Source organism: Actinotignum schaalii FB123-CNA-2 (genome assembly GCF_000411135.1).
Taxonomy (GTDB): domain Bacteria; phylum Actinomycetota; class Actinomycetes; order Actinomycetales; family Actinomycetaceae; genus Actinotignum; species Actinotignum schaalii_A.
Map to the genome: position 1 here is coordinate 797,171 of NZ_KE150262.1, position 19,827 is coordinate 816,997.

General features: G+C 61.3%; 16 protein-coding genes. 7 read left to right on the forward strand and 9 right to left on the reverse strand.

The window, feature by feature from the left end:
- Positions 1-133: 133 nt before the first annotated feature.
- Together HMPREF9237_RS03225 and HMPREF9237_RS09810 are read right to left on the reverse strand one after the other, a co-directional pair.
- Complete coding sequence (locus HMPREF9237_RS03225) at positions 134-1,540, reverse strand: sugar porter family MFS transporter (RefSeq protein ID WP_016442300.1); 1,407 nt, start codon at positions 1,538-1,540, stop codon at positions 134-136.
- Positions 1,533-3,269, reverse strand: coding sequence for an alpha/beta hydrolase (locus HMPREF9237_RS09810; protein WP_016442301.1), 1,737 nt, complete (start codon positions 3,267-3,269; stop codon positions 1,533-1,535). Before HMPREF9237_RS09810 ends, HMPREF9237_RS03225 begins: the two co-directional genes overlap by 8 nt.
- Positions 3,270-3,406: 137 nt before the next feature.
- Here HMPREF9237_RS09810 and HMPREF9237_RS03235 point away from each other — a divergent pair, with 137 nt between their 5' ends.
- Positions 3,407-4,081 (forward strand): GntR family transcriptional regulator, encoded by a 675-nt coding sequence (locus HMPREF9237_RS03235; RefSeq protein ID WP_016442302.1) that lies wholly within the window; start codon positions 3,407-3,409, stop codon positions 4,079-4,081.
- Here the strand turns inward: HMPREF9237_RS03235 and HMPREF9237_RS08875 are convergent.
- The gene (locus HMPREF9237_RS08875; RefSeq protein ID WP_016442303.1) at positions 4,078-4,743 is read right to left on the reverse strand and encodes a winged helix-turn-helix domain-containing protein; all 666 of its coding nucleotides are present in this window, start codon (positions 4,741-4,743) and stop codon (positions 4,078-4,080) included. The two genes, HMPREF9237_RS03235 and HMPREF9237_RS08875, sit on opposite strands and share 4 nt — an antisense overlap.
- A 125-nt stretch (positions 4,744-4,868) precedes the next feature.
- Here HMPREF9237_RS08875 and HMPREF9237_RS03250 point away from each other — a divergent pair, with 125 nt between their 5' ends.
- On the forward strand, positions 4,869-6,272 hold the full coding sequence (locus HMPREF9237_RS03250; protein ID WP_016442304.1) for an MFS transporter: 1,404 nt from the start codon (positions 4,869-4,871) through the stop codon (positions 6,270-6,272).
- Positions 6,273-6,312: 40 nt separating this feature from the next.
- On the opposite strand, the gene HMPREF9237_RS03255 is transcribed toward HMPREF9237_RS03250, so the two are convergent.
- Together HMPREF9237_RS03255 and HMPREF9237_RS03260 are read right to left on the reverse strand one after the other, a co-directional pair.
- Complete coding sequence (locus HMPREF9237_RS03255; RefSeq protein WP_419456733.1) at positions 6,313-7,986, reverse strand: alpha/beta hydrolase domain-containing protein; 1,674 nt, start codon at positions 7,984-7,986, stop codon at positions 6,313-6,315.
- Positions 7,949-8,794, reverse strand: coding sequence for a helix-turn-helix transcriptional regulator (locus HMPREF9237_RS03260; RefSeq protein WP_196800231.1), 846 nt, complete (start codon positions 8,792-8,794; stop codon positions 7,949-7,951). Before HMPREF9237_RS03260 ends, HMPREF9237_RS03255 begins: the two co-directional genes overlap by 38 nt.
- Positions 8,795-9,046: 252 nt before the next feature.
- On the opposite strand from HMPREF9237_RS03260, the gene HMPREF9237_RS03265 reads away from it, so the two are divergent.
- Positions 9,047-10,480, forward strand: a complete 1,434-nt coding sequence (locus tag HMPREF9237_RS03265; protein WP_016442307.1) for an MFS transporter — start codon at positions 9,047-9,049, stop codon at positions 10,478-10,480.
- A gap of 154 nt (positions 10,481-10,634) precedes the next feature.
- Here HMPREF9237_RS03265 and HMPREF9237_RS03270 read toward each other — a convergent pair whose 3' ends face one another.
- The 3 genes from HMPREF9237_RS03270 to HMPREF9237_RS08880 are packed head-to-tail and all read right to left on the reverse strand — an operon-like array spanning position 10,635 to position 12,057.
- Entirely contained in the window at positions 10,635-11,132 is a 498-nt protein-coding gene (locus HMPREF9237_RS03270) for a hypothetical protein (protein ID WP_016442308.1), read from the reverse strand.
- The gene (locus HMPREF9237_RS03275; RefSeq protein ID WP_016442309.1) at positions 11,122-11,580 is read right to left on the reverse strand and encodes a flavodoxin; all 459 of its coding nucleotides are present in this window, start codon (positions 11,578-11,580) and stop codon (positions 11,122-11,124) included. The genes HMPREF9237_RS03270 and HMPREF9237_RS03275 overlap by 11 nt, the downstream gene beginning before the upstream one ends.
- A gap of 18 nt (positions 11,581-11,598) precedes the next feature.
- Entirely contained in the window at positions 11,599-12,057 is a 459-nt protein-coding gene (locus tag HMPREF9237_RS08880; RefSeq protein ID WP_016442310.1) for an NAD(P)-dependent oxidoreductase, read from the reverse strand.
- 257 nt (positions 12,058-12,314) lie between these two features.
- Between HMPREF9237_RS08880 and HMPREF9237_RS03285 the strand changes: the two genes are divergently transcribed.
- The 4 genes from HMPREF9237_RS03285 to HMPREF9237_RS03300 all read left to right on the forward strand — a co-directional run bounded on the left by HMPREF9237_RS03285 (position 12,315) and on the right by HMPREF9237_RS03300 (position 18,918).
- Positions 12,315-13,028, forward strand: a complete 714-nt coding sequence (locus HMPREF9237_RS03285) for a sugar O-acetyltransferase (protein WP_155875817.1) — start codon at positions 12,315-12,317, stop codon at positions 13,026-13,028.
- Positions 13,029-13,060: 32 nt separating this feature from the next.
- Positions 13,061-14,740 carry a formate--tetrahydrofolate ligase gene (locus tag HMPREF9237_RS03290; protein ID WP_016442312.1) on the forward strand — a complete coding sequence of 560 codons (1,680 nt, stop codon included), beginning with the start codon at positions 13,061-13,063 and terminating at the stop codon, positions 14,738-14,740.
- Positions 14,741-14,845: 105 nt separating this feature from the next.
- On the forward strand, positions 14,846-17,581 hold the full coding sequence (gene ppdK, locus HMPREF9237_RS03295) for a pyruvate, phosphate dikinase (protein WP_016442313.1): 2,736 nt from the start codon (positions 14,846-14,848) through the stop codon (positions 17,579-17,581).
- A gap of 311 nt (positions 17,582-17,892) precedes the next feature.
- Positions 17,893-18,918 (forward strand): hypothetical protein, encoded by a 1,026-nt coding sequence (locus HMPREF9237_RS03300; RefSeq protein ID WP_016442314.1) that lies wholly within the window; start codon positions 17,893-17,895, stop codon positions 18,916-18,918.
- On the opposite strand, the gene HMPREF9237_RS09460 is transcribed toward HMPREF9237_RS03300, so the two are convergent.
- A complete protein-coding gene (locus HMPREF9237_RS09460) occupies positions 18,836-19,540 on the reverse strand; it encodes a hypothetical protein (RefSeq protein ID WP_016442315.1) in 705 nt (234 codons plus the stop codon). The genes HMPREF9237_RS03300 and HMPREF9237_RS09460 overlap by 83 nt on opposite strands.
- Positions 19,541-19,827: the final 287 nt, after the last annotated feature.

Here is a 19,827-nt window from a genome sequence, read left to right on the forward strand (position 1 = left end):
CGATGTGCACCGGCCTCCCGCTTCGCCCGAGGAAAACTAACGGCGGCGATAGTGAACCTAGAGGATTCACCATCGCCGCCGTCTGGATTACCCGGTGCTCGGAAGGCGCCGCAGCACAGCCGCAGCAGCCTAGCTACCGCGTACTAAATTCCATCTCCTCGAGTTCGCGGCCCTTCGTCTCCGGGATATAGCGCACTACCAGCCAGATGAGCAGTGCGCCCACCACCGCGTAGGAGAAGTAGGTACCGGCCAGGCCGAGATGCTGCGCGAATACCGGGAAGAGCAGCGTCACTAGGGTTCCGCCAATCCAGTTGCCCGCCGTTGCCAAACCAAGTCCTGCGGTGCGGATGAGGTTCGGGAAAATCTCCCCGAGGAATACCCACAGCACCACGCCCCAGGTACCGCAGAAAATGATGTAAACGAGGTGTACGCTCACCAGCGCAATAGCCGCCCACGCTCCGGGAAGTTCGAGCGCACCGCTGGCGTCGACCGTGCCCTGCATGAAAGCGATGGCCGAAGTGATCATCGTGATGAACATGCCGATAGCACCCCACAGGAGCAGTGGCCGGCGCCCCACGCGGTCAATCAAGAGCATACCCACCACGGTCATGCCGATACCGATCATTGAAGTGACAACGGGGATGAAGACCGCGAGGTTTCCGGTGTAGCCCACCGTCTCCCACAGCTGAGTTGCATACAGCAAAATGTTATTAATACCGGCCATTTGGATAAGGAAGGCGAAGGCGAGTGCCACCCACACCACCGGGTGCAGGAAGTACTTGCTATTGCGCAGATCGCGCAGCCGCGGTTGGTGCCCGCGTAGGCTCCGCTTGATTTCTTCGACGCGTTCGGCCGGATTCGCATCCGCTCCGGTAGAGGTCAGAATAGCAACAGCTTCCGTCTCACGCCCCACGGAAACTAGGTAACGCGGCGATTCGGGCAGGCGTAGCGCCAACAATCCGTAAATCAGTGCAGGCACCAATTCGCTCATGAACATCCAGCGCCAGGTTTCTAGCCCGAACCACAGAATGTCGTCCGCGGAGCCGGCAATTTTCACGAGGATGAAATTGGAGATAAAGGCCCCGAAAATACCAATGCCGATGGCCAGCTGTTGCAGGGTTCCGAGCCGCCCGCGTTTATCCGCGGGTGCGATCTCTGCGATATAGGCGGGAGCGACGACGGCGCTAATGCCCACGCCCAGCCCGCCAAGCAGTCGCCAGCCCACCAACTGCCAAGCGCTAAAGGACAGTCCGGACATAAGAGCTGAAATAGCCAGCAGGATAGCGGCTGTAACCATGACCTTAATGCGGCCGTATTTATTGGAGAATTGCCCGGCGAACCAGGCCCCGATGGCTGCGCCGAGGCTCACCACCGATACCACCACTCCCGTCATGAGGGAGCTGAGGTCGAACCCGGTCACGTTCCCTGATACCGACCCAATCGCGCCGTTAATGACGGCGACGTCGAAGCCAAAGAGGAAACCTCCGAGCGCGGCGGCGATGGCTACCTGAAGGAGCCGCGAAGAAGTCGCCTTACTCATTGTTCTGCCTTTCTTTTGTGGAGGTGGGAAGCGGCCCGGCGAAAGCGGCCGCCATAAAACTGCTTATATTCGCACGGACTTTCGCCCAGGCATCGGTGCCAGGGGCGCTGAGCATGCCGTGGAACGTCCCTGGATACATATGCAGCTCCACGGCTGCTCCGGCGTCCATAAGATCGCGCGCCCAGTCCAGGCCCTCGTCGCGCAGCGGGTCCACCGGATTGACTACAAGCAACATGGGCAAGCCGGAATATGGTCCGCTACCTGCGGAAATCGGCTCGGCGCGATACCCGGAATCGCCGACGTACGCGTTCCACGCCGCGGCCGCTGCCTCCCGCGTCCACACCGGCCCGTCGCGATAGGTTCGGTAGGAAAGCGTATCGAGGCGCGGGCTCACGCACGGTTCTAGGGCGACGACGCCGCACAAGCCCGCCAGTTCCTCCGGCTGCGCGAAGCGCAGCACCTGATCGGCCAAGCCGGCCCCGGCCGAATCGCCGAAAATCAGCACGGGTGCACTCGGGAAAACGCGCGTAATATAAGCGAGCGCAGCCCGGCAATCTTCCACCGCCGCTGGGAAAGGATGCTCGGGAGCCAGTCGGTAATCGGGAACTACCACGGTGGCCTCGGCCAGCTGCGCAATCTCCGCGTTGCGGGCGTCATCGTAGCGGGCGCGGCCCGCCACGTAACCACCGCCGTGCAAGGACAGGACCACGCGGGGCTGCGTCGTCGTGCTATCGGGGTGGAAAATACGCAACTCGAGGCCGTTTTCCGTAACGACCTCGCGGCGAATTCCCGCGGGTAGTTCCGGCTCTGCTCCCAGTAGCGCCTCGCCCTCCGCGCGCATTGCCGCGGTATCCCAGGTGGTCTGCTCGGGGACGCCCGCGAGCAGCGGCGTGAGCTGCGGATCCAAGTACGGTTGCGGGCGCACCTGCGCTTTTGCGCACTCGGCGAGGAAGGGGTCCACGGCGGCGTAGAACGCGCTGTCCTGGTCGCGGCGCACCGTATGTGTGGACTGCGGGATAAGTACTCCGCGCAGTTGCGGGTTGCGGTGTTCGGCCAGGGCTTCGATGCCGGCGGCTCCGAAAAGCACGTCATCGCCGTCGCCGGTAACAAGGAGGGTTGGCATATGCAGCTGGCCGAGCACCTCACGGCCGGGGCGACCCACCACGCCGGTGGCAATGAAATCGAGATCAACCTCGGTTTTACCCTGCGCCCAGCCGGCATATTCGGAGGGTGTCCAGGTGGTGTAGGACTCGCGCAGCGAAGCGATGGCCTCGGGGAGGTATTCGCGCACCCGCTGCTGAGTTTTGCCCAGGCTTTCCGCGGCCTCGCGGTAGGTCTGTACCTGCTCCGGGGTGAGGAGTGCTGGATCTTCGAGCACTAGCCCCGCGATGAGGGCGGGATGCGCGGCGGCAATATGCGCGGCAACTGCACCGCCGAGGGAATGCCCCATGAGGAGAATCTGGCGCGAGGGCGTACTGGCCGCGGCCCGCACCACCACATCGGTTGCGCTGGCAACCAGGGCGGAAAAGGGATCGGCCAGGTCATCCTTGGCGAAACGGGCCGAGAGTCCGTGGCCGAGGAGATCGCAGAGCACTACTCGGTAGTCCCGCCCGTAATGCGCGGCGAGGCTGTGTAGCGAGGCGGCGCAATCGGTCACCCCGTGAAAAGCGACGATAGTGCCCTCGATGGGAGCCCCAGAAACTGAATACGATAACGCGGAATGCCTCATTGCGCTCCTTTGCTAGAAGATGCCCGCACGGCCGGGTGAGGTGCCCGAACCGAATAACCCTAGGGTAATAAACATCACCCTAGGCCGTCTAGGGTGCGGCTGCCTTTCGCGATGAGATCTAGGTAATAATAAAGAGCATGAAGCCGAAATACGCAGCCGTGTACGAAAGTCTCCTCGCGACCATCGAGAAGCTGCAACCCGGTGCGAAACTCGATAGTGAATTGGAACTATCGCGCAAAATGGACGTGGCGCCTATGACGGTACGCCGCGCCCTGACACTGCTCGCGCAGGAGGGGCGCACTGTTGGCATTCCGGGGAAGGGGACCTTCGTGGCGGTGCCACGCCCGGAGCGGGGCAGGGAACCGCTGCCCAGCCTCGAGGAACACCTGCGCACCAGTCTTGACACGGAGCTTATTGGCTGCGCTTTGCAACGTGCTAACTCTGCCCAACGTGAAGCTTTCGGCTTGGATTCTGGAGAATTTGTGTATCTCGTCCGACAGTTGCGTACCGGGTCTGGTGTGCGCGGCGTCGAAGAAACCCACATCGATGCCAAGCATTTTCCCGATTTACTTTCTGAGGATCTCAGTCGTCCGGTGCGCGATTGTCTCGAAAATGCTTATGGATACCGTTTGGTAACAACACAGCTCACACTCGCGCACGGCACCGCCAGTGTGGACGATGCTGAAGTGCTCGATGTGGAACCGGGGAGTGGGGTGCTCTGCGTCTCCTGGCAGAGTGGGGATGAAAGTGGTAGGCCGCTGTTGTGTACTCGTGGGATTTTCGCGGGTGAGTTGCGGCTTGAGGTTCGTTAAGAATTCTTGTGGGGGCTGCGCGGAATAATGGCCTGCAGGGTCACGAAAGGTGTGGCATTATCCGTGGCGTTTTCCGTGGCGGCGCCTTCTTGATGGGCCGCCGCGGCCGCCTCGTTATCCACTCGATATTCTTCCACGAGCTCGTACATTTTCTTGGAAAGATCGGCAGCTTGCTTGCGAGTGAGAAGGACTTCCGCCGGGTGCAAACTGGTGAACAGTGGCCGTTCCTCCGGGTGATCGGTGCGAGCAGTCATCGCCGCCAGCCACAGCGAGGTGGCCCATTCCAGAATCGCGGTGCCAGCCGCGGTCACGCTTTTGGAATATTCGGGATTGGGCAGGCTGGAATCGGTGGCCATGCGCGGGGATGTGAGCGTCCACACTCGATCCCGCTTATCGCGCGCCCGGGTGGGATCCTCGCGAATCAGGCCGCCGCGAGCCAGAATCCGCAGGTGGTAGCTCATGGAATTAGCGGGTAGGTCCAGTTCTTCGGCCAGGTCGGCGGCGCGAGCGTGGCCTAGGCGGCTCAGGGTGTGAAGTAAACTTAAACGAACCGGGTGAGAAAGCGCCCGCAGCTGTTCGCGGTTGAGGCGAGCTGCCGTTTCTGTAGTGGTGGTCCCCGGCGCGGTCCTGCTCGATTCGGGGGTGCCGTCAGATGAAGCCATGGGTTCATTGTAGCTGGAGTGCCCAATCCTCTCATATTCGCAACAAATATTGCGCAATATATGTTGCGTAATTATAGTGGGAGGTGGAAGCCAGGGAAATGGCCAAAAATAGGCAAGGAGAAAGCATGTCAAGCACGGCGAATGCGCCAGTCACAGTAACGGATCAGGTGGCTGACCAAGATCGGGCGCCTGCCTCGGAGCGTGAACCTGCCACCATCTGGGCATCCCGTGAATACCGGGCCTGGTTTGCCGGCGACCTCCTCCAAGACCTGGGCGCGGGCATTGCAATGTTCGCTTTCCCATTGGTCTGCCTGGCGGTTACCGGCTCCCCGGTCCACGCCGGAACTGTGGGCTTCTTCCAAGGTGCGGGCACCCTGCTGGGTATCCTCCCCGGGGGAGTTCTGGCGGACCGCCACAACCGGCGCACGCTGCGCCTGGTCTCCTCCGGACTGGGCGTGCTCGCGCAGCTCGCGCTGGTGGCACTGCTCCTCACCGGCACCGCGAACGTGGCCAACCTTGCCGCGCTCGCCTTCCTGGATCGCCTGCGTAATTCGCTGCTTTCCCCGGCCTCCAATTCCATGCTTAAACAGGTGGTGCCCGGGCGCTTACTGCCCAATGCCGTGGCCGCAAATCAAGGGCGCGACGCCGCAGTCACTCTGGCTACCGGCCCGGCCGGCGGAGCATTGCTCGCTATCCATCTCTACGTTCCTGCCCTCGCGCAAATCATCGGGCAGCTGGCGAGCATGGGGGCTACACTCCTCATGCGCGGGGATTACCGGCCCGGGCGTTCCTGCGGGGATGAGTGCTCCGGCAGAGCCGGGTGCCCTGAGAACTCAGAAAACTCTGCGAGCTCTATCAGTACCGGACGTATCTCCCGCGCTCTCGCGGAATTCAACGAATCCCTGCGCTGGATATGGGACCGCACTGCGGTGCGGGTGCTCCTTATCTGCGCCTGCCTGCTCAACCTGGGTTGGGCTGGCATGATGATGAGCGTAACCCTCGGCCTTGCCGACCGCGGGGTGGAGCCGGCGCTCATTGGCCTGCTCGCCACCGCGCTCGGCTGCGGGGCACTAGCCGGGGCGGTGGTTGCAGCCAAAGTGGTTGCCCGGGTGGCCTCCGGAGTGCTGATCGTGGCGGGATTCCTCATGTGCGCCGGCGTCGTCGCCCTGGTGCCTTTCCTTCCTGGCCTGGGGTGGATCGGCGCGGTGTACGCATTAATGGGCTTGATTATCCCCGCCGTCAATGCGGCGGTCATGGGCCTGGTCACCCTTATGACGCCCAACGAGCTCATGGGCCGCGTGGGTTCGGTCAGCCAGTTCTTCTCCTCTGGCGCGGCGGCCTTCGCGCCCGCGCTGGCCGGCTGGGGCATCGGCGCTCTGGGCTGGGAACTCACCCAGAGTGCCTTCGCCTTTCCCACCGCGCTCGCGGCCTTCGCCATGCTGGCCTCCGCGCAGGTCCGGCGCATCCCGGCCTCGCCGCAGTGGGAGAATTACCTGGAAGAAACCGGTGCTTTGAGTGCGCGGGATTAAGGGCGACGCCGCACCTCTCGCACCGGAAGCTCAGGCGAAATTACCGCCCCTGCGGTGAACTCAGGGGTGCCGGTGCCCCGTTCACCGCACGCTCCCACAGCTCACGCTCCACGGCGTGGAGCAAACGCCGGCCCACGGGCTCGAGGTACCCGGTCGCTTCCAGCGCATCATCGACCTCATCGCAGGTTGCCTGGTAGTCCTCGAAAGAAGCGAAACGCCCCAAAATCGACTCGCGCGAGTGTAGGGTCATGAGGCCGTACACCGGATTAGAAGGTTCTCCGGGGAGGAAGTCCGCAATCGGATGAGCCACAATGCCCAGCTCAACGCCGCCTGAAAGCATTCCATCGCTATCTTTAATCCAGCGGTTCCCATCGGCATCAAACCAGGTAGAAGGTGCAGCCGGCGCACCCTCCGCAGCCCACTTCTCCACGGCGGCCATGGATCCGGTAATAATGGGCTCAATAGGAAGCGCGCTGAGGGATTCGAGGAATGCGGTATCTATCTGGCGCGGGCGCCGCTTCGCCTTGACCACTTCCGAATTTTGCGGAATCACCCGCGAACGAGCATCAGAATGCGGGGAGCGCGTTACGTGCCAATGCCGGCGCAGCGGCCCATCCCCAAGGTGGAAAGAATCCGGGCCAGCACCGAAGAGACTCACATCGGCCTCCGAAGAAGTGCTAATGATCGGCACATCGAGTTGGGCGGGTTCAACAAGGTAGGGGACAAACGCTGCTTGTTTCTCCTCGGTTCCGGGCGCCTCAAGATCAACACCGCTGAGCATCTGCGGTGGAATCCCGGACTTGTGCTGGTTAATAGCTTTGACAAACACAGATCCAACCCCGGGAGCGTAACCGTCATACGTAGGTGCGCCGTCGGTTAGTCGCAAGAGATTATGGAAGTACGTCAGATACGTATTGGCATACACCGAGGATTGGGACTGACCGATAAGGAAAACATGCTCTAATTCAACGGGGCTATCCGATGAGCGTAACCACGCAGACACCTGGGCGATCACATCCCAGGCCAAGCCTTCTTCACACTCGTCGAGCTGCATAAACGGATTCCAGCCCGGCTCCGCAGCATCAATCTGGCGTGGCTTTCCACCCCAGCTCAGCTTTCCGTAACGCTCCGGATCAAAGGTCTGCAAGGCGGAAATCTGGATGGGCTTGGCCGTCACCGCGACATAGGTATGCCGTTTGCTCATGAGGTAGTCCCAGGCCCGCCGCCAATCATCTTCAATGTCGTATCCCTGCGAGGCGTTCAAAATGGACACCCACGCGGTCGGTGAACTCTCCTCCGCAGGGCGCCGCACCAGCACGCGGGTGCAATACGGGATTCCCTCTTTTTCTACGACGACGCAGGAGTTATCCTCCGGAGCGAAACCATAAATATTCGCGGTACCGGAAAGGAAATACTCCTCCTCAACGTATCCGTACGTGGCTAAATCTAGTGGTTCGCGTGCGAAACGCATTGTAGAAAAGGGATAGCTTTTATCGTTGGCTGGAATCGGACCTACGGCATGGGGAACCGGTACGGTCAGTGTTGGTGCGTTCATCATTTCTCCCTCGAAATAATCTCCTGTGCGGTTAAATGCCAGCCTAGAGTCCGAGCTCTGAATTAGCTTGGCACATCGGGGTGAAAACACCTCCCATGGACTGTCGGGGGGATTAGTCTCTCTATGAGCTCGGTAGTATTCCGTAGCGTTCCGCTGCATCCAGTAGCTCCACTACATTGTGTGCTCCGAGTTTTCGCATGAGGGTGCGGCGATGGCTGCGCACCGTATTGATAGATACATGCAGAGCACAGGCCGCCTCGGAATTGGTGAGGCCCCGTGCAATTTGCGCTAATACCTCCCTCTCGCGGGGTGTAAGAGCCGGTGCGTTTCTCGATTCGGTTCTGCGTGGCGTATTTTGAGATCCGGAATTCTCCGGTGTTTCCGCGGTGACTTGAGTGGGGTTGGTGGGAAGCACGTCCCATACCTCCGCTAAACCTTCAGAATTGAGAATAGTTGCGTGAGGTGCGGTGCGCAGAAGTAGCGCAGCGAGGGTGGAAAGCTGGGAGATACGCAACCGATCTGTTGTCGAAAAAGCTCCGGCTCGCGAATGGGATTCCAGCCAGATCGTGCCCTCTAATTCTTGGCCGATGATGCAGGGCTGAATAACCGCGGATGTGTGAGTTGCTTCGGAAGCCGAGCGAAATAGCGGCCGAGTTCGTTCGTAGGCGAGCGAAGAATCGTCCGGGAAGGAATACAGGCGAGCTACCTCTGCGGGGGTACGGGCCCAGTACTGTTCGCGGCAGTCAAGAGTTCTTCCAAAGGTCGAATCGGATTCCACCAAGAGAGTGGAATTGTAATGACGCAGCCCGTATACGCCCAGTACCGCAAAGGTATTCTGGCGCGGCAAGAATACGTGGAAAGAAATGTAGTCTGCATGAGGTGCCACGTCCGCAAGTAAAGCAACGAAATAGCGCGCGATGGCCCGGCGGTCATCGGCTGCGTGGAGCGCTTGGATTGCGTCCGTCAAACGCTGTGAGAATTGTAGGTTTGTTCGCATGCTGCACCGCCATTCGTTACACGGATTTTTGAATATTACTTCCGGTGATTACGGACTAGTCTACTCGTCTGATGGTGTGAAGAGAGAGTAAATAATTCACCCGCTTTGACGCGGTTTTAATCACCATGCTCTCAGTACGCTAGCGAATGGACGTAAGGGAACGCCCACGATTTACCGCATATAACGGATGCAATGCAGCTCCGTTGCGCGAAAGGATAACCAATGACGGACCCGCACACGACATCGGGTGCTGCACCGGCATCGTCGCCGAAGAGCGGTCTCGCATCGAATGTAACCGTGAAGGCCTCGAGCGAGGAAGTGAACGTAGAAAAATCTGCCAAAAAAGCCGCAAAATCTGGCTTTTGGGGCGCTCTTGCCGAATACTATGACTTCGGCCTGTACGGAACCGCATCCGCAGTCATCTTCCCTACCGTTTTCTTCGGTGGCGGAGATAATCCGACCTTAGCGAATATTGCTTCGCTTGCCTCTTTTGGAGTTGCGTATCTTGCTCGACCTCTCGGAGCCATCGTGCTCGGCCACCTCGGCGATACTTGGGGAAGGAAGAAGACGCTCCTCCTCACACTCGGGTTAATGGGATTTGCCACTCTCGTTATTGGAATCCTGCCGTCCTACGACTCGATTGGTCCTACCGCCGGCATTATTTTGATTGCGATGCGACTCATCCAGGGCTTCTCCGCGGGTGGTGAGCAAGCCGGATCCACAGCAATGACCTCAGAGTTAGCCCCGCCCGAGAAACGCGGGCGCCTCGTTGCTTTCACCATGCACGGACTTCTCATCGGTCAGCTCCTCGGCATTGCCGCTTTTATCCCTGTGTCAGGGAATGAGTCCTTCCTTCTCGACTGGGGCTGGCGAATCCCTTACTTCGTTGAGATTCCCCTGGTGCTCTACGCGCTGTGGGTACGGACGAAGGCAGATGAACCCCGTGATGTTTACGAGGCCCTCGCCCGCCAGCAGGGCAAAACCACGCAACATTCGGCAACAAAAACTGCCGGAAAAAATAAGGGGAGCCTCGGCGACCTCTTCAAGAATCATTGGCGCCAAGTCATTCGCGTTATGGCGATGGGACAGTTCGCGATCACCGGCGTTTTGCTCACGAACTACATGCTCAACTACGGCACGACCTACTGGGGTTGGGAACGTTCAACCCTGCTGACTCTAGCCACCGTATCGATGGTTATCGGTGTTCCAGTTCAGCCGCTGTGGGCAGCGCTTTCGGATAAGATCGGCCGCCGGCCGGTGTACCTCATCTCGATGTTCAGCCTCGTGGCACTGTTCCCGGTTATCTTCTGGGCAATTCAGATCAAGAGCGTGCCGCTGCTTGTAGTTTTGCTCTTCATTATCGGGTTGGTCTCGACCGGCGGAAACGTTGTTCAGGCTCCGATGTATAGCGAGATGTTCCCAACCCGCCTGCGGATGACGGGCTATGCCGTCTCCACTCAGTTGGGCAATATCATTGTGGGCTTCACCCCGATGATCGCGGCCATTATCGTGCGGCCGGGTAGCTTCGGTTGGTGGCCGGTACTGACCTTCACCACCATCATGATGGGCCTAGGAATTCTGGCGTGCCTGTCCACGCCGGAAACCATGGGCAAGGTTATTACCGACGATCTTGAACAAGAAGTAACCGGAGCCTAATTAACGCCTTATTGCAGAAAAGGTACCGTCGCCCTGGAGGAAACCGGGGCGACGGTACCTGCTTTCGTTTTTGGTTCGCGCCGTGGCGGCATGCGGTTTCCGTGCCGTCCCTTATTTAGAACGACGACGCTGCGCCTGCCGCCCCGCGCGTCCACTAGCGATTGCGTGCGTATTCCTCATATGCCTCGTTCCCAGCCCACAGGCGTTCCTTGGTGACCATGAGCATGACCGGCTCCATGAGCGCAGTTGCTTCCCCGTCATTGGTGTGTCCCGAGCCGGCCGGAGGTAAATCCCAGCTGACGGTCGCTCCGCCCGGCAGGGTTTCGACTTCTTTTGTCATCGCAGCCTGCACGCACATCTCCTGGTGCAGCTGCGGGTCAACCTGGAAAGACTCCCGATAGACCTCCTTCAGTCCCGCACCTTCACCGGGAACGTTGTACGTCAAGGTAGCGGTGTCACCCTCCGCAAACTCAACCGTCCAGGAAACCCCATAGGGGCCGGGCAGGTTGAGTTGGGAAAGCGTCACCGTTCCGGTGCAAGCCGCCAATTCATCGAAAGAGGGATGCGATTCCCGTGAACATGCCGCGAGGGTAGCAAGCGTGCCAAGAATTCCGATAAGTGCAGTGGTCGCGCCCGTGACCTTACTGAGCATCGGCCCAGGCGCGGATTTCTTCGTCGCTGAGGCCGCTGTGGAAACGCAATCCTGGTGCCCACGCAATCTGCGGGAAGGTGGAGCGTAGATACTCCGTTGCCTCGTCCATCGGTGAGCTTCCGGAGGTGCAGAAGGGGTGTACCCGCGCCTTCCCCAAATCATGCGAGTTCACGAAGCTATCCACCACTTTCGGCGGGATGCCCCACCAGATCGGGAAACCGAGGAAGATGTCCGTGGCGCCACCTAAATCGACCGGTGCTGCGAGTTCCGGGGCCGGGAGCTTTCCGTGCTGTTCCAGGTTCGCCCGGCTATCCTCGACTCGCCAATCCAAATCCTGATTCGTGTAGGGCTGCGCTGCGGCTATCCGTACCGCTTCACCGCCGACGATATCCTGCAAACGTTCTGCTGCCTTTTCAGTAATGCCAGTTTCAGAAAAGTAAATAATCATAGGTTCCCTTCTTTACTTCTAGCTCACCACCAGATGCTGGCGGATATGCGCGGTCAGCGGCCCGCGTTCGAGTTCCTCAATCACGGCCGCGGCCAGATCGGCGGAGGTGATCTCCGGGGAAATATATGTCCATTTGGCGATGTGGGCACCCTCCAAAGCTGCCGGGACCTTCGCGTCCCCGTTATCGAGCACGATGAGTCGGGTCGGCAGCCCGGAAACCAATTCGATGAGATGGTGCGCGGCGCGTTCGGGGAAATCCTTCCCGGCATCCGCGTTGGGCGTGAGGGCATCAACCATGGCATCGACGCCGGCAATATCTCCGCGTTCGATATCGAAAATATCGCGGCGCAGCGAGACCGGAGCTTCCGTTTCGTTTTCCGAGCGCGTCACGGCCATAACTTCGTGCCCGCGCGACATAGCTTCCTGGGTGAGGAGTTTTCCGGCCGCGCCATTAGCTCCAATAATTGCAATGCGCATAATTCATCCTTTCTGATGTGGGGCCGGCTGAACGGCCCGCTGCTGGTGAGGTCTTATCAATACGGTTGCGGTGGTGGACGCCCGGCCGCGCAGTTGGGAGCCCGTCACGGGGCGAAGTGGCAGCATGCCAGCTGGGCCACGATGTCCAGCCGGCCACCGCCGGGGTAGAAAGCCTGGGAAACGCACCACCGCATCCCTTCCGAAGGGTGAACAAGAGTTCACCTTAGATGGTAGCTCAGATATGCCAGAATGAACCCATGACCAAATCGAATCAGCCCGCGCCGGAATCCGTGCCCGGCGCCGCCGCCCAACCCGTGCCCGCCGCACCACAATCGGCGTCCCAACCCTCTCCCACCTGGGAACGCATGGTCGCCGGGAAAATGTACATCGCGGACGACCCCTACCTCGCCAAAGTCCGCCGCGAGGGCCTCACCGTCCAGCATGAACTCAATGCCACCAACCCCTCCGATAACGAAACGATCCGCACTATCGCCGCACGTTTCTTCGGTTCTTTCGACCCGAGCGCCACCGTGGTTCCGCCCGTCCACTGCGATTACGGCGCGAATGTCCACATTGGCCCGGAGGTTTTCATTAACTCCGGCGCGATTCTGCTCGACGTCGCACCCATCACCCTGGGCCGCCGCGTCCTCATCGGCCCGCGCGTCACCATCACCACCGCCGGTCACCCGGTTCCCCCGCGCCTGCGCGCCGAAACCGACCTCGAATTCGGCACCGCTATCACCATCGGCGATAACGTGTGGATCGGCGCCTCGGCCACTATCGGCCCGGGTGTCACCATTGGCGAAAACTCCATCGTGGGCGCCGGCGCCGTCGTCATGCGCGACGTCCCCGCGAACTGCATTGTGGTTGGGGTCCCGGCCCGCGTGCTCCGATATTTTAATAACGACGACGACGCCCGCGGCCAAGCGCTTCTCGACGCCTACGTTGCTGACATGGGTCCGCTTGCCTAGGTGATCGGCCGTGGCGGTATAAACTACAGCGTATGTCTATTGATCTTCCCCTTGTTGATATGGCTCTGGCGGCCGGTGTGCCTGCAGATGCCGTCATCCCCTTCGGCCGGGATCGGGCGAAGATCGATTACCGCTGGGTAGAAAGCCTCGGTGCGCAGCTGGGCCACCCCGAAACCGGCTCCGTCGAACCTGGAACCAACTCCGTGCAACCCGGCCGCCTCGTGCTGGTGACCGCCATGTCACCCACCCCGGCCGGGGAAGGGAAAACCACCACCTCCATCGGCCTGGCCGACGGCCTGCGCTACCTCGGTAAGCGTGCGGTGCTGGCCCTGCGTGAACCTTCGCTGGGGCCCGTCTTCGGGCTCAAGGGCGGGGCCATCGGTGGGGGCCGCGCCACCCTCACCCCGGCGGACTCCATTAACCTGCACTTCAACGGGGATTTTGCCGCTATCGCCGCCGCACACAACCTGCTGGCCGCCATGACCGATAACGCGGTGTATTTCGATACCCACGATATCGACCCGGCCACGGTGAGCGTGCGCCGCGTGATCGACATGAACGACCGGGCCCTGCGTGCCATCCTCCTCAGCCCCAGCGGGCGCCTCGATAGTGCCGGCCCGGGTGCGGGCACCCACTCCAATCCCGGCGCGCACGCCACCCGCGCCACCGGCTTCGATATTGTTCCCGCCAGCGAAGTCATGGCAGCTTTCTGCCTGGCCTCCTCTTTCGCGGACCTGCGCGAGCGCCTCGATTCGATGGAAGTGGCCCGCACCCGCGCCGGCAAGCCGGTCACCGCCAAAGACCTGGGGGCCACCGGCGCTATGCTCGCCCTCCTCGCCGAAGCTTTTTCCCCGAACCTGGTCGCCACCCAGGAAGGCACCCTCGCCCTGGTCCACGGCGGGCCCTTCGCTAATATCGCCCACGGCTGCAATTCCGTGGTGGCGACCCGCGCCGCGCTCGCGATGGGGGAGATCGCGGTGACCGAAGCCGGCTTCGGGGCCGATCTGGGCGCCGAAAAATTTATTGACATTATGTGCCGGACCTCCGGGCTGCGCCCCGACGCCGTCGTATTCGTGGTTACTTTGCGCGCCCTGCGCTACCACGGGGGTATCGCCAACGCTGCCCGGCATATCCATAATTTGCGGGCGGTCTGGGGGCAGTCCGTCGTCGTCGCCCTTAACCGTTTTGATACGGATACCGAAGCCGATATCGCAAACGTGCGCGCGCAATTCGAAGATCTGGGCGTGCCCGTGGCTGTTTCCGAGCATTTCGCGCGCGGCGGGGAAGGCGCGGCGCCACTGGCCCAAGCGGTCCTGGGCGCCCTCGAAACGCCCTCCCGCACCACGTTCACGTACCCCGATAACGCGAGTCTCGCCGAAAAAATCACCGCGGTGGTGCGGCGCGTTTACGGGGGTGCGAGCGTGACCTTCGCGCAAGAAGCCCGCGAGCAACTGCGTGAGCTGGAAGAACGCGGCTACGGCAGCTATCCCGTGTGCATCGCGAAAACCCCGGCCTCCTTCACCACCGACCCGAAACGCCTGGGCGCACCCAGCGATTTCGACGTGCCGGTACGGGACGTGCATCTCTCCGCGGGTGGCAGGTTCGTCGTGGTGATGGCCGGGAGCGTCATGCTCATGCCGGGCCTACCCAAAGAACCGTCCGCGCTGGCCATTGGCGTGGACGCGGCCGGCAACGTGCGCGGTATTCACTAAAAATCCCTCTCGATCACACCGCCCCAAAGTGTTACCCTGGACACGTGAGCGGCGACGGGGCCGCTCCGCGCACTTATGCGCGTGTGAACCCTCACGGAGGACGATATGACCAAGTTCGTATACGCATTTACCGAGGGCAACAAGGACATGAAGGACCTGCTCGGCGGCAAGGGAGCCAACCTGGCCGAGATGGTCCACATGGATTTGCCTGTCCCACCCGGTTTCACCATCACCACCGAAGCCTGCCGCTACTACCTGAGTAACGGGCAGGAACCAGAAGAACTCGAAGCGGAGGTGACGCGCCACCTGGAAACCGTGGAAGAGCAGATGGGCAAGAAACTTGGCGATCCGGAGGACCCGCTGCTGCTCTCGGTGCGTTCGGGCGCGAAGTTCTCCATGCCGGGCATGATGGAAACCGTACTCAATATTGGCCTCAATGATGAATCCGTGAAGGGCCTGGCGGCGCAATCCGGCAACGAGCGTTTCGCCTGGGATTCCTACCGGCGCCTCATCCAAATGTTCGCCCGCACCGTCCTCGATATTGATGGGGATCTTTTCTCCGACGCCCTGCACGCCCTGCAAAAGGCGAAAGGCTACAGCGGCGATCTTGATATGACGACGGCGGACCTGCAAGAGCTGGTCGAACAATTCAAGGGAATCGTGCGGCGCGCCACCGGGTATCCCTTCCCGCAGAACCCGCGCCGGCAAATGAACCTCGCGATCACCGCGGTGTTCCGCTCCTGGAACACCGAACGTGCCCGCATCTACCGCCGCCGCGAACACATCCCGGATGATCTGGGCACCGCCGTCAATATTTGCACGATGGTCTTCGGCAATATGGGGGAGAAATCCGGAACCGGAGTGGCCTTCACCCGCGATCCTTCCACCGGGCACTCCGGGGTGTACGGCGATTACCTGGTCAATGCTCAGGGCGAAGACGTGGTGGCCGGTATCCGCAATACTCTCTCGCTCAAGGACCTCGAACAGCTGGACCCGGCTTCCTACACCGAGCTCATGGACATCATGAAGCGTCTGGAAAACCACTACCGGGACCTGTGCGATATCGAGTTCACTATCCAGGAAGGCAAGCTGTGGATGCTGCAAACCCGCGTGGGTAAGCGCACCGCTGCCGCGGCTTTCCGGGTGGCCACCCAGCTGGTGGACGAAGGCCTTATCAGCGCGGAAGAAGCCATCACCCGTACTACCGGCGAACAGCTCACCTCGTTGCTCTTCCCGCAATTCCAGCGCGATGCGCAGCGCACCCTCATCACCAAGGCCATGGCGGCCTCCCCGGGTGCGGCCGTAGGTGAAGTGGTCTTCAGTAATGAACAGGCGGAAGCGCGCGCGGCAGAAGGCGCGAAAGTGATCCTGGTGCGCCGCGAAACCAACCCGGATGACCTGCCCGGCATGGTGGTGGCCGCCGGCGTGCTCACCGCGCGCGGCGGGAAAACTTCGCACGCCGCGGTGGTGGCCCGCGGGATGGGCCGCACCTGCGTGGTGGGTGCGGAGGACCTGCTTGTGGAAGAAAAGGCCGGCACGGTCTTCATCAAGTCCACCGGGCAGACGCTGCGTGCCGGGGATGTTATTTCCATTGATGGCACCACCGGGGAAGTATTCTTCGGGGCGGTACCGGTGGAAGACTCCCCGGTCATGATCTACGTATCCCAGGGCTTGGAGGCCGCGCTGGAGGCTGCCGGTGACGATAAGGACACCTGCGAATTGGTGCGTTCTGTGGATCGCATCCTTACCCAGGCGGATAAATCCTCGCGCATGCACGTGCGGGCGAACGCCGATAATCCGGAAGATGCCGCGCGCGCTCGCGAATTCGGGGCGCAGGGCATCGGCCTGTGCCGCACCGAGCATATGTTCTTAGGGGAGCGGCGCGAACTTATCGAGCACGTGATCCTCGCGGCCACCCCGGAATTGCAGGAGGCCGCTCTGGGCGCGCTCATGCCGCTGCAACGCGGTGACTTCGAAGGTATTTTCGAGGCGATGGACGGCCTGCCGGTGGTGGTGCGCCTCATCGACCCGCCGCTGCACGAATTCCTCCCGGATATGACGAAGCTCGCGGTTGAGGTAGCCACCATGGAAGCCCGCGGCCAGCAGGTGTCCGAGCACACCCGCACCCTGTTGCGGGCGGCAACCGAACGTCACGAAGATAACCCGATGCTGGGCCTGCGCGGGGTGCGCCTGTCCATCCAGATCCCCGGCTTCGTGGATCTGCAGGTGCGAGCGGTGGCCGAGGCGGCGGTTGCCTGCCGCAAGCGCGGCCTGGACCCGCATCCGGAAATCATGATCCCGCTGATCGGTTCGGAGAAGGAATTCCGCCTGGTGGCGGACCGCGCCCGCAAGATCATCGCCGAGGTGGAACGCGAATCCGGCTACGACCTGGACATCGCGATCGGCAATATGATCGAGCTGCCGCGCGCGGCGATCATCGCGGAGAAGATCGCCGAAGATTCTGAATTCTTCTCCTTCGGCACCAATGACCTGACCCAGACCACGTGGGGCTTCTCGCGGGACGACGTCGAACACGAATTCATTCCGACCTATATGGCGGAAGGGATCTTTGACACCTCGCCCTTCGAGACCATCGACCGCGAAGGTGTGGGCGAGCTGGTGCGCATGGGTACCGAACGCGGCCGGAAGGGCAACCCGAATCTCACCGTGGGTATCTGCGGTGAGCACGGTGGGGATCCCGCCTCGGTGCACTTCTTCGACTCCGTCGGTTTGGATTACGTGTCCTGCTCCCCGTTCCGGGTGCCGGTGGCACGCCTGGAAGCCGGGCGCGCGGCCGTCATGGCCAAGGGGCATGAGTCCGGAGCCGGCGCGACGGCGTAGCGCTTGCGTATTGCGCGTAGTTGCGTAACCGTTAGCCGGGCACGCAAACGTTAGCCAAGCACGGTTAGCACTGCACAGCGGCCGGGCGGGAACCGAGCTCTTCACGGAGCTGGTTTCCGCCCGGCCGCTTAGCATCTGATGGCTTAGCGGTACCGGGCCACCGGGGCCGTTCGGGCACGACAACGCAAGCACCTGGAGACGCGGGCGCCGTCGTGCAATAAAGCGCGGTGCAGTCAATTCTCAGGTACCTCGCCTAGGATAGGCTTGGATAGGCAGGTTGGTGCGGTAAGCAGTATCGGAGATGGTATCTCGTGGGCGTTTTCTCATTACGTGGCGGGCAATTTCATCGCGCGGCGCCTCCCGCTGATCTTCCGGAAGAAACCCGCGCCTCCGTTGCCGAAGCGCTGCGCGCCCAGATTGCGGAGTTCCTCGATTTCCCGGCCTTCCAAGTAGCGTGGACGCGCCCGGAAGGGGAGCGCGGCACCGCTTCTTTGGTCGCCTTGGATGCCACCGGGAACATTATTAGCGTCGATATTATTGATGTTCTCGACGGCGCAGCGCTCCTCGCGGCCCTCGCCCGTTCCGCCCAGCACGCCACTTTGGATCGGCGGGAAATTACCCGGCTTTTCCCGGGCGGGCCTCATGATTTTTCCTCCGCCTGGCAGGAGTTCACCGCCGTCAATCCGCCCATCCCGGAACCGGCCCCGCGCTTGAGCATTTTCGCTTGTGCTATCGATCCGGATATTACTGATGCCGTGCGGGCCCTGGCCGGAGCGGGGGTGCAAGTTTGGCAGGTAACCATCCTGGAACGGGCCGCTGGGATTTTGCTCTCTGTGGATGAAGTCCGCCTCCAGCGCGCCACCGCGCTCGGGCCAGCCGCCGGGGTGCCGGTTTTGGATGTGGCGGCTGAAGCGGGTGATCATCCCGAGGCGGAAGCTCAGCCGGAGTCGGTAGCGGAAGCGAATGACGCTGTCGAGATGGAATCCGCCGCAGAAGCCGAGTCGCCAGCAGAAACACCCGAAGCGCCGGCAGCTGCTGCCGAGCGCCCGCGGCGGCGGGGGAGCCGGGCTGCCCAGCCGGGTACCGAAAGCGCCGCACGCAGCCGCAATATTTGGCAGGAAATCCGCGGCCGCCGCGCCGCGCATACCTCCGCTGCGGCCGCCACATCCGTGCCGAACCCTGCGCACCGCGCCTCCCATAGCTCAGCGGCCAGCTCCGCCCACACAGCGGAACAAGGCCCCGCGCATCGCTTCGCTAATCCCACCCCTCCTGCGGGCACTTATCAGAGTGACTATCAGGCCGCTCCGCGGCGTCGGGCTCGGCGCGCGGCGGAATAAAGTTCACGCGGTGCGGCCTGAATTCGAAACCACCCCGCTTTACCGTAATAATCGGACTGGTATCCTCCGGCAAACCGAGCCGCTTGCGGCGCTCCGCCTCCTTGCGGCGAGCTTTCTCCCGGCGCTCAATGCGCGCTTCTATCGCTATTTCCTCAAGCGCTTTCTTGGCTGTCCGAGTGGCTTCTCTCTCCTCCGCTCCGGTCAAGCCGGATTTCCACTCCCGTATCCCAATCACTTCGATGATCGCGACTGTGGTTGCCGCGCCACCGCAGATGAGTGCCTGCCGGGAGTTCAGCGTCAGCACTAGCGTGACAAGAAAATAGACCCCCACAAAAAATACAATCCGGCACAGCGGAGGAATCCATCCGCCAGGACTCGGATGGCGCCAGCGGCGTTGATGCCAACGGTCGATGTGTGTTGAAAGGAATTCAACAGCTACGGTGCTCAGCACCACAATGAGCAGCAGAGCGAAAAAATTCACCTGATGAGGGAGAAACAACCGGCTCAGCGCCAGCGTAATCACGATGCCTATCGCAGTAATGGTGCCGACGATGAGGTGTCCGCTCCATGACTGGCGGAAAGGCACCGGCGTCCAATCCGGATCCGGCGATACACGAACCATGGTTGTCCCTTCACTCGACGCATGTGCAAAGTGTACGTGGCCGGTCGGTGTCAAGTAGTTGCGAAAAATCAGCGACTGTAATAGATGTGAATGTGATGGTCATGGCTTCATGTGGTCAAGTCCTGGTTAGTGGTGTATCTGTGTTCTCGAATCATGATTGTCATTCTCTGGTTTCGATACTAATAAGGACTGGATATCAGACACAGGTCAAGCAATAATTTCCTTCCCACTAATAGTCTTCTCGTCGATAACACCACGAGCGATAACATCCCGGGTTTGCGCCAGAC

Bases quoted from the DNA above. Each gene is read 5' to 3' on its own strand.
- HMPREF9237_RS08880 (WP_016442310.1), bottom strand. From the start codon at position 12,057: ATGCGCATTGCAATTATTGGAGCTAATGGCGCGGCCGGAAAACTCCTC.
- HMPREF9237_RS03265 (WP_016442307.1), top strand. From the start codon at position 9,047: ATGACGGACCCGCACACGACATCGGGTGCTGCACCGGCATCGTCGCCG.
- HMPREF9237_RS03285 (WP_155875817.1), top strand. From the start codon at position 12,315: ATGACCAAATCGAATCAGCCCGCGCCGGAATCCGTGCCCGGCGCCGCC.
- HMPREF9237_RS03250 (WP_016442304.1), top strand. From the start codon at position 4,869: ATGTCAAGCACGGCGAATGCGCCAGTCACAGTAACGGATCAGGTGGCT.
- HMPREF9237_RS03275 (WP_016442309.1), bottom strand. From the start codon at position 11,580: ATGATTATTTACTTTTCTGAAACTGGCATTACTGAAAAGGCAGCAGAA.
- HMPREF9237_RS09810 (WP_016442301.1), bottom strand. From the start codon at position 3,269: ATGAGGCATTCCGCGTTATCGTATTCAGTTTCTGGGGCTCCCATCGAG.
- HMPREF9237_RS03225 (WP_016442300.1), bottom strand. From the start codon at position 1,540: ATGAGTAAGGCGACTTCTTCGCGGCTCCTTCAGGTAGCCATCGCCGCC.
- HMPREF9237_RS03290 (WP_016442312.1), top strand. From the start codon at position 13,061: ATGTCTATTGATCTTCCCCTTGTTGATATGGCTCTGGCGGCCGGTGTG.
- HMPREF9237_RS03255 (WP_419456733.1), bottom strand. From the start codon at position 7,986: ATGCAGCGGAACGCTACGGAATACTACCGAGCTCATAGAGAGACTAAT.
- HMPREF9237_RS03235 (WP_016442302.1), top strand. From the start codon at position 3,407: ATGAAGCCGAAATACGCAGCCGTGTACGAAAGTCTCCTCGCGACCATC.
- ppdK (WP_016442313.1), top strand. From the start codon at position 14,846: ATGACCAAGTTCGTATACGCATTTACCGAGGGCAACAAGGACATGAAG.
- HMPREF9237_RS03270 (WP_016442308.1), bottom strand. From the start codon at position 11,132: ATGCTCAGTAAGGTCACGGGCGCGACCACTGCACTTATCGGAATTCTT.
- HMPREF9237_RS08875 (WP_016442303.1), bottom strand. From the start codon at position 4,743: ATGGCTTCATCTGACGGCACCCCCGAATCGAGCAGGACCGCGCCGGGG.
- HMPREF9237_RS09460 (WP_016442315.1), bottom strand. From the start codon at position 19,540: ATGGTTCGTGTATCGCCGGATCCGGATTGGACGCCGGTGCCTTTCCGC.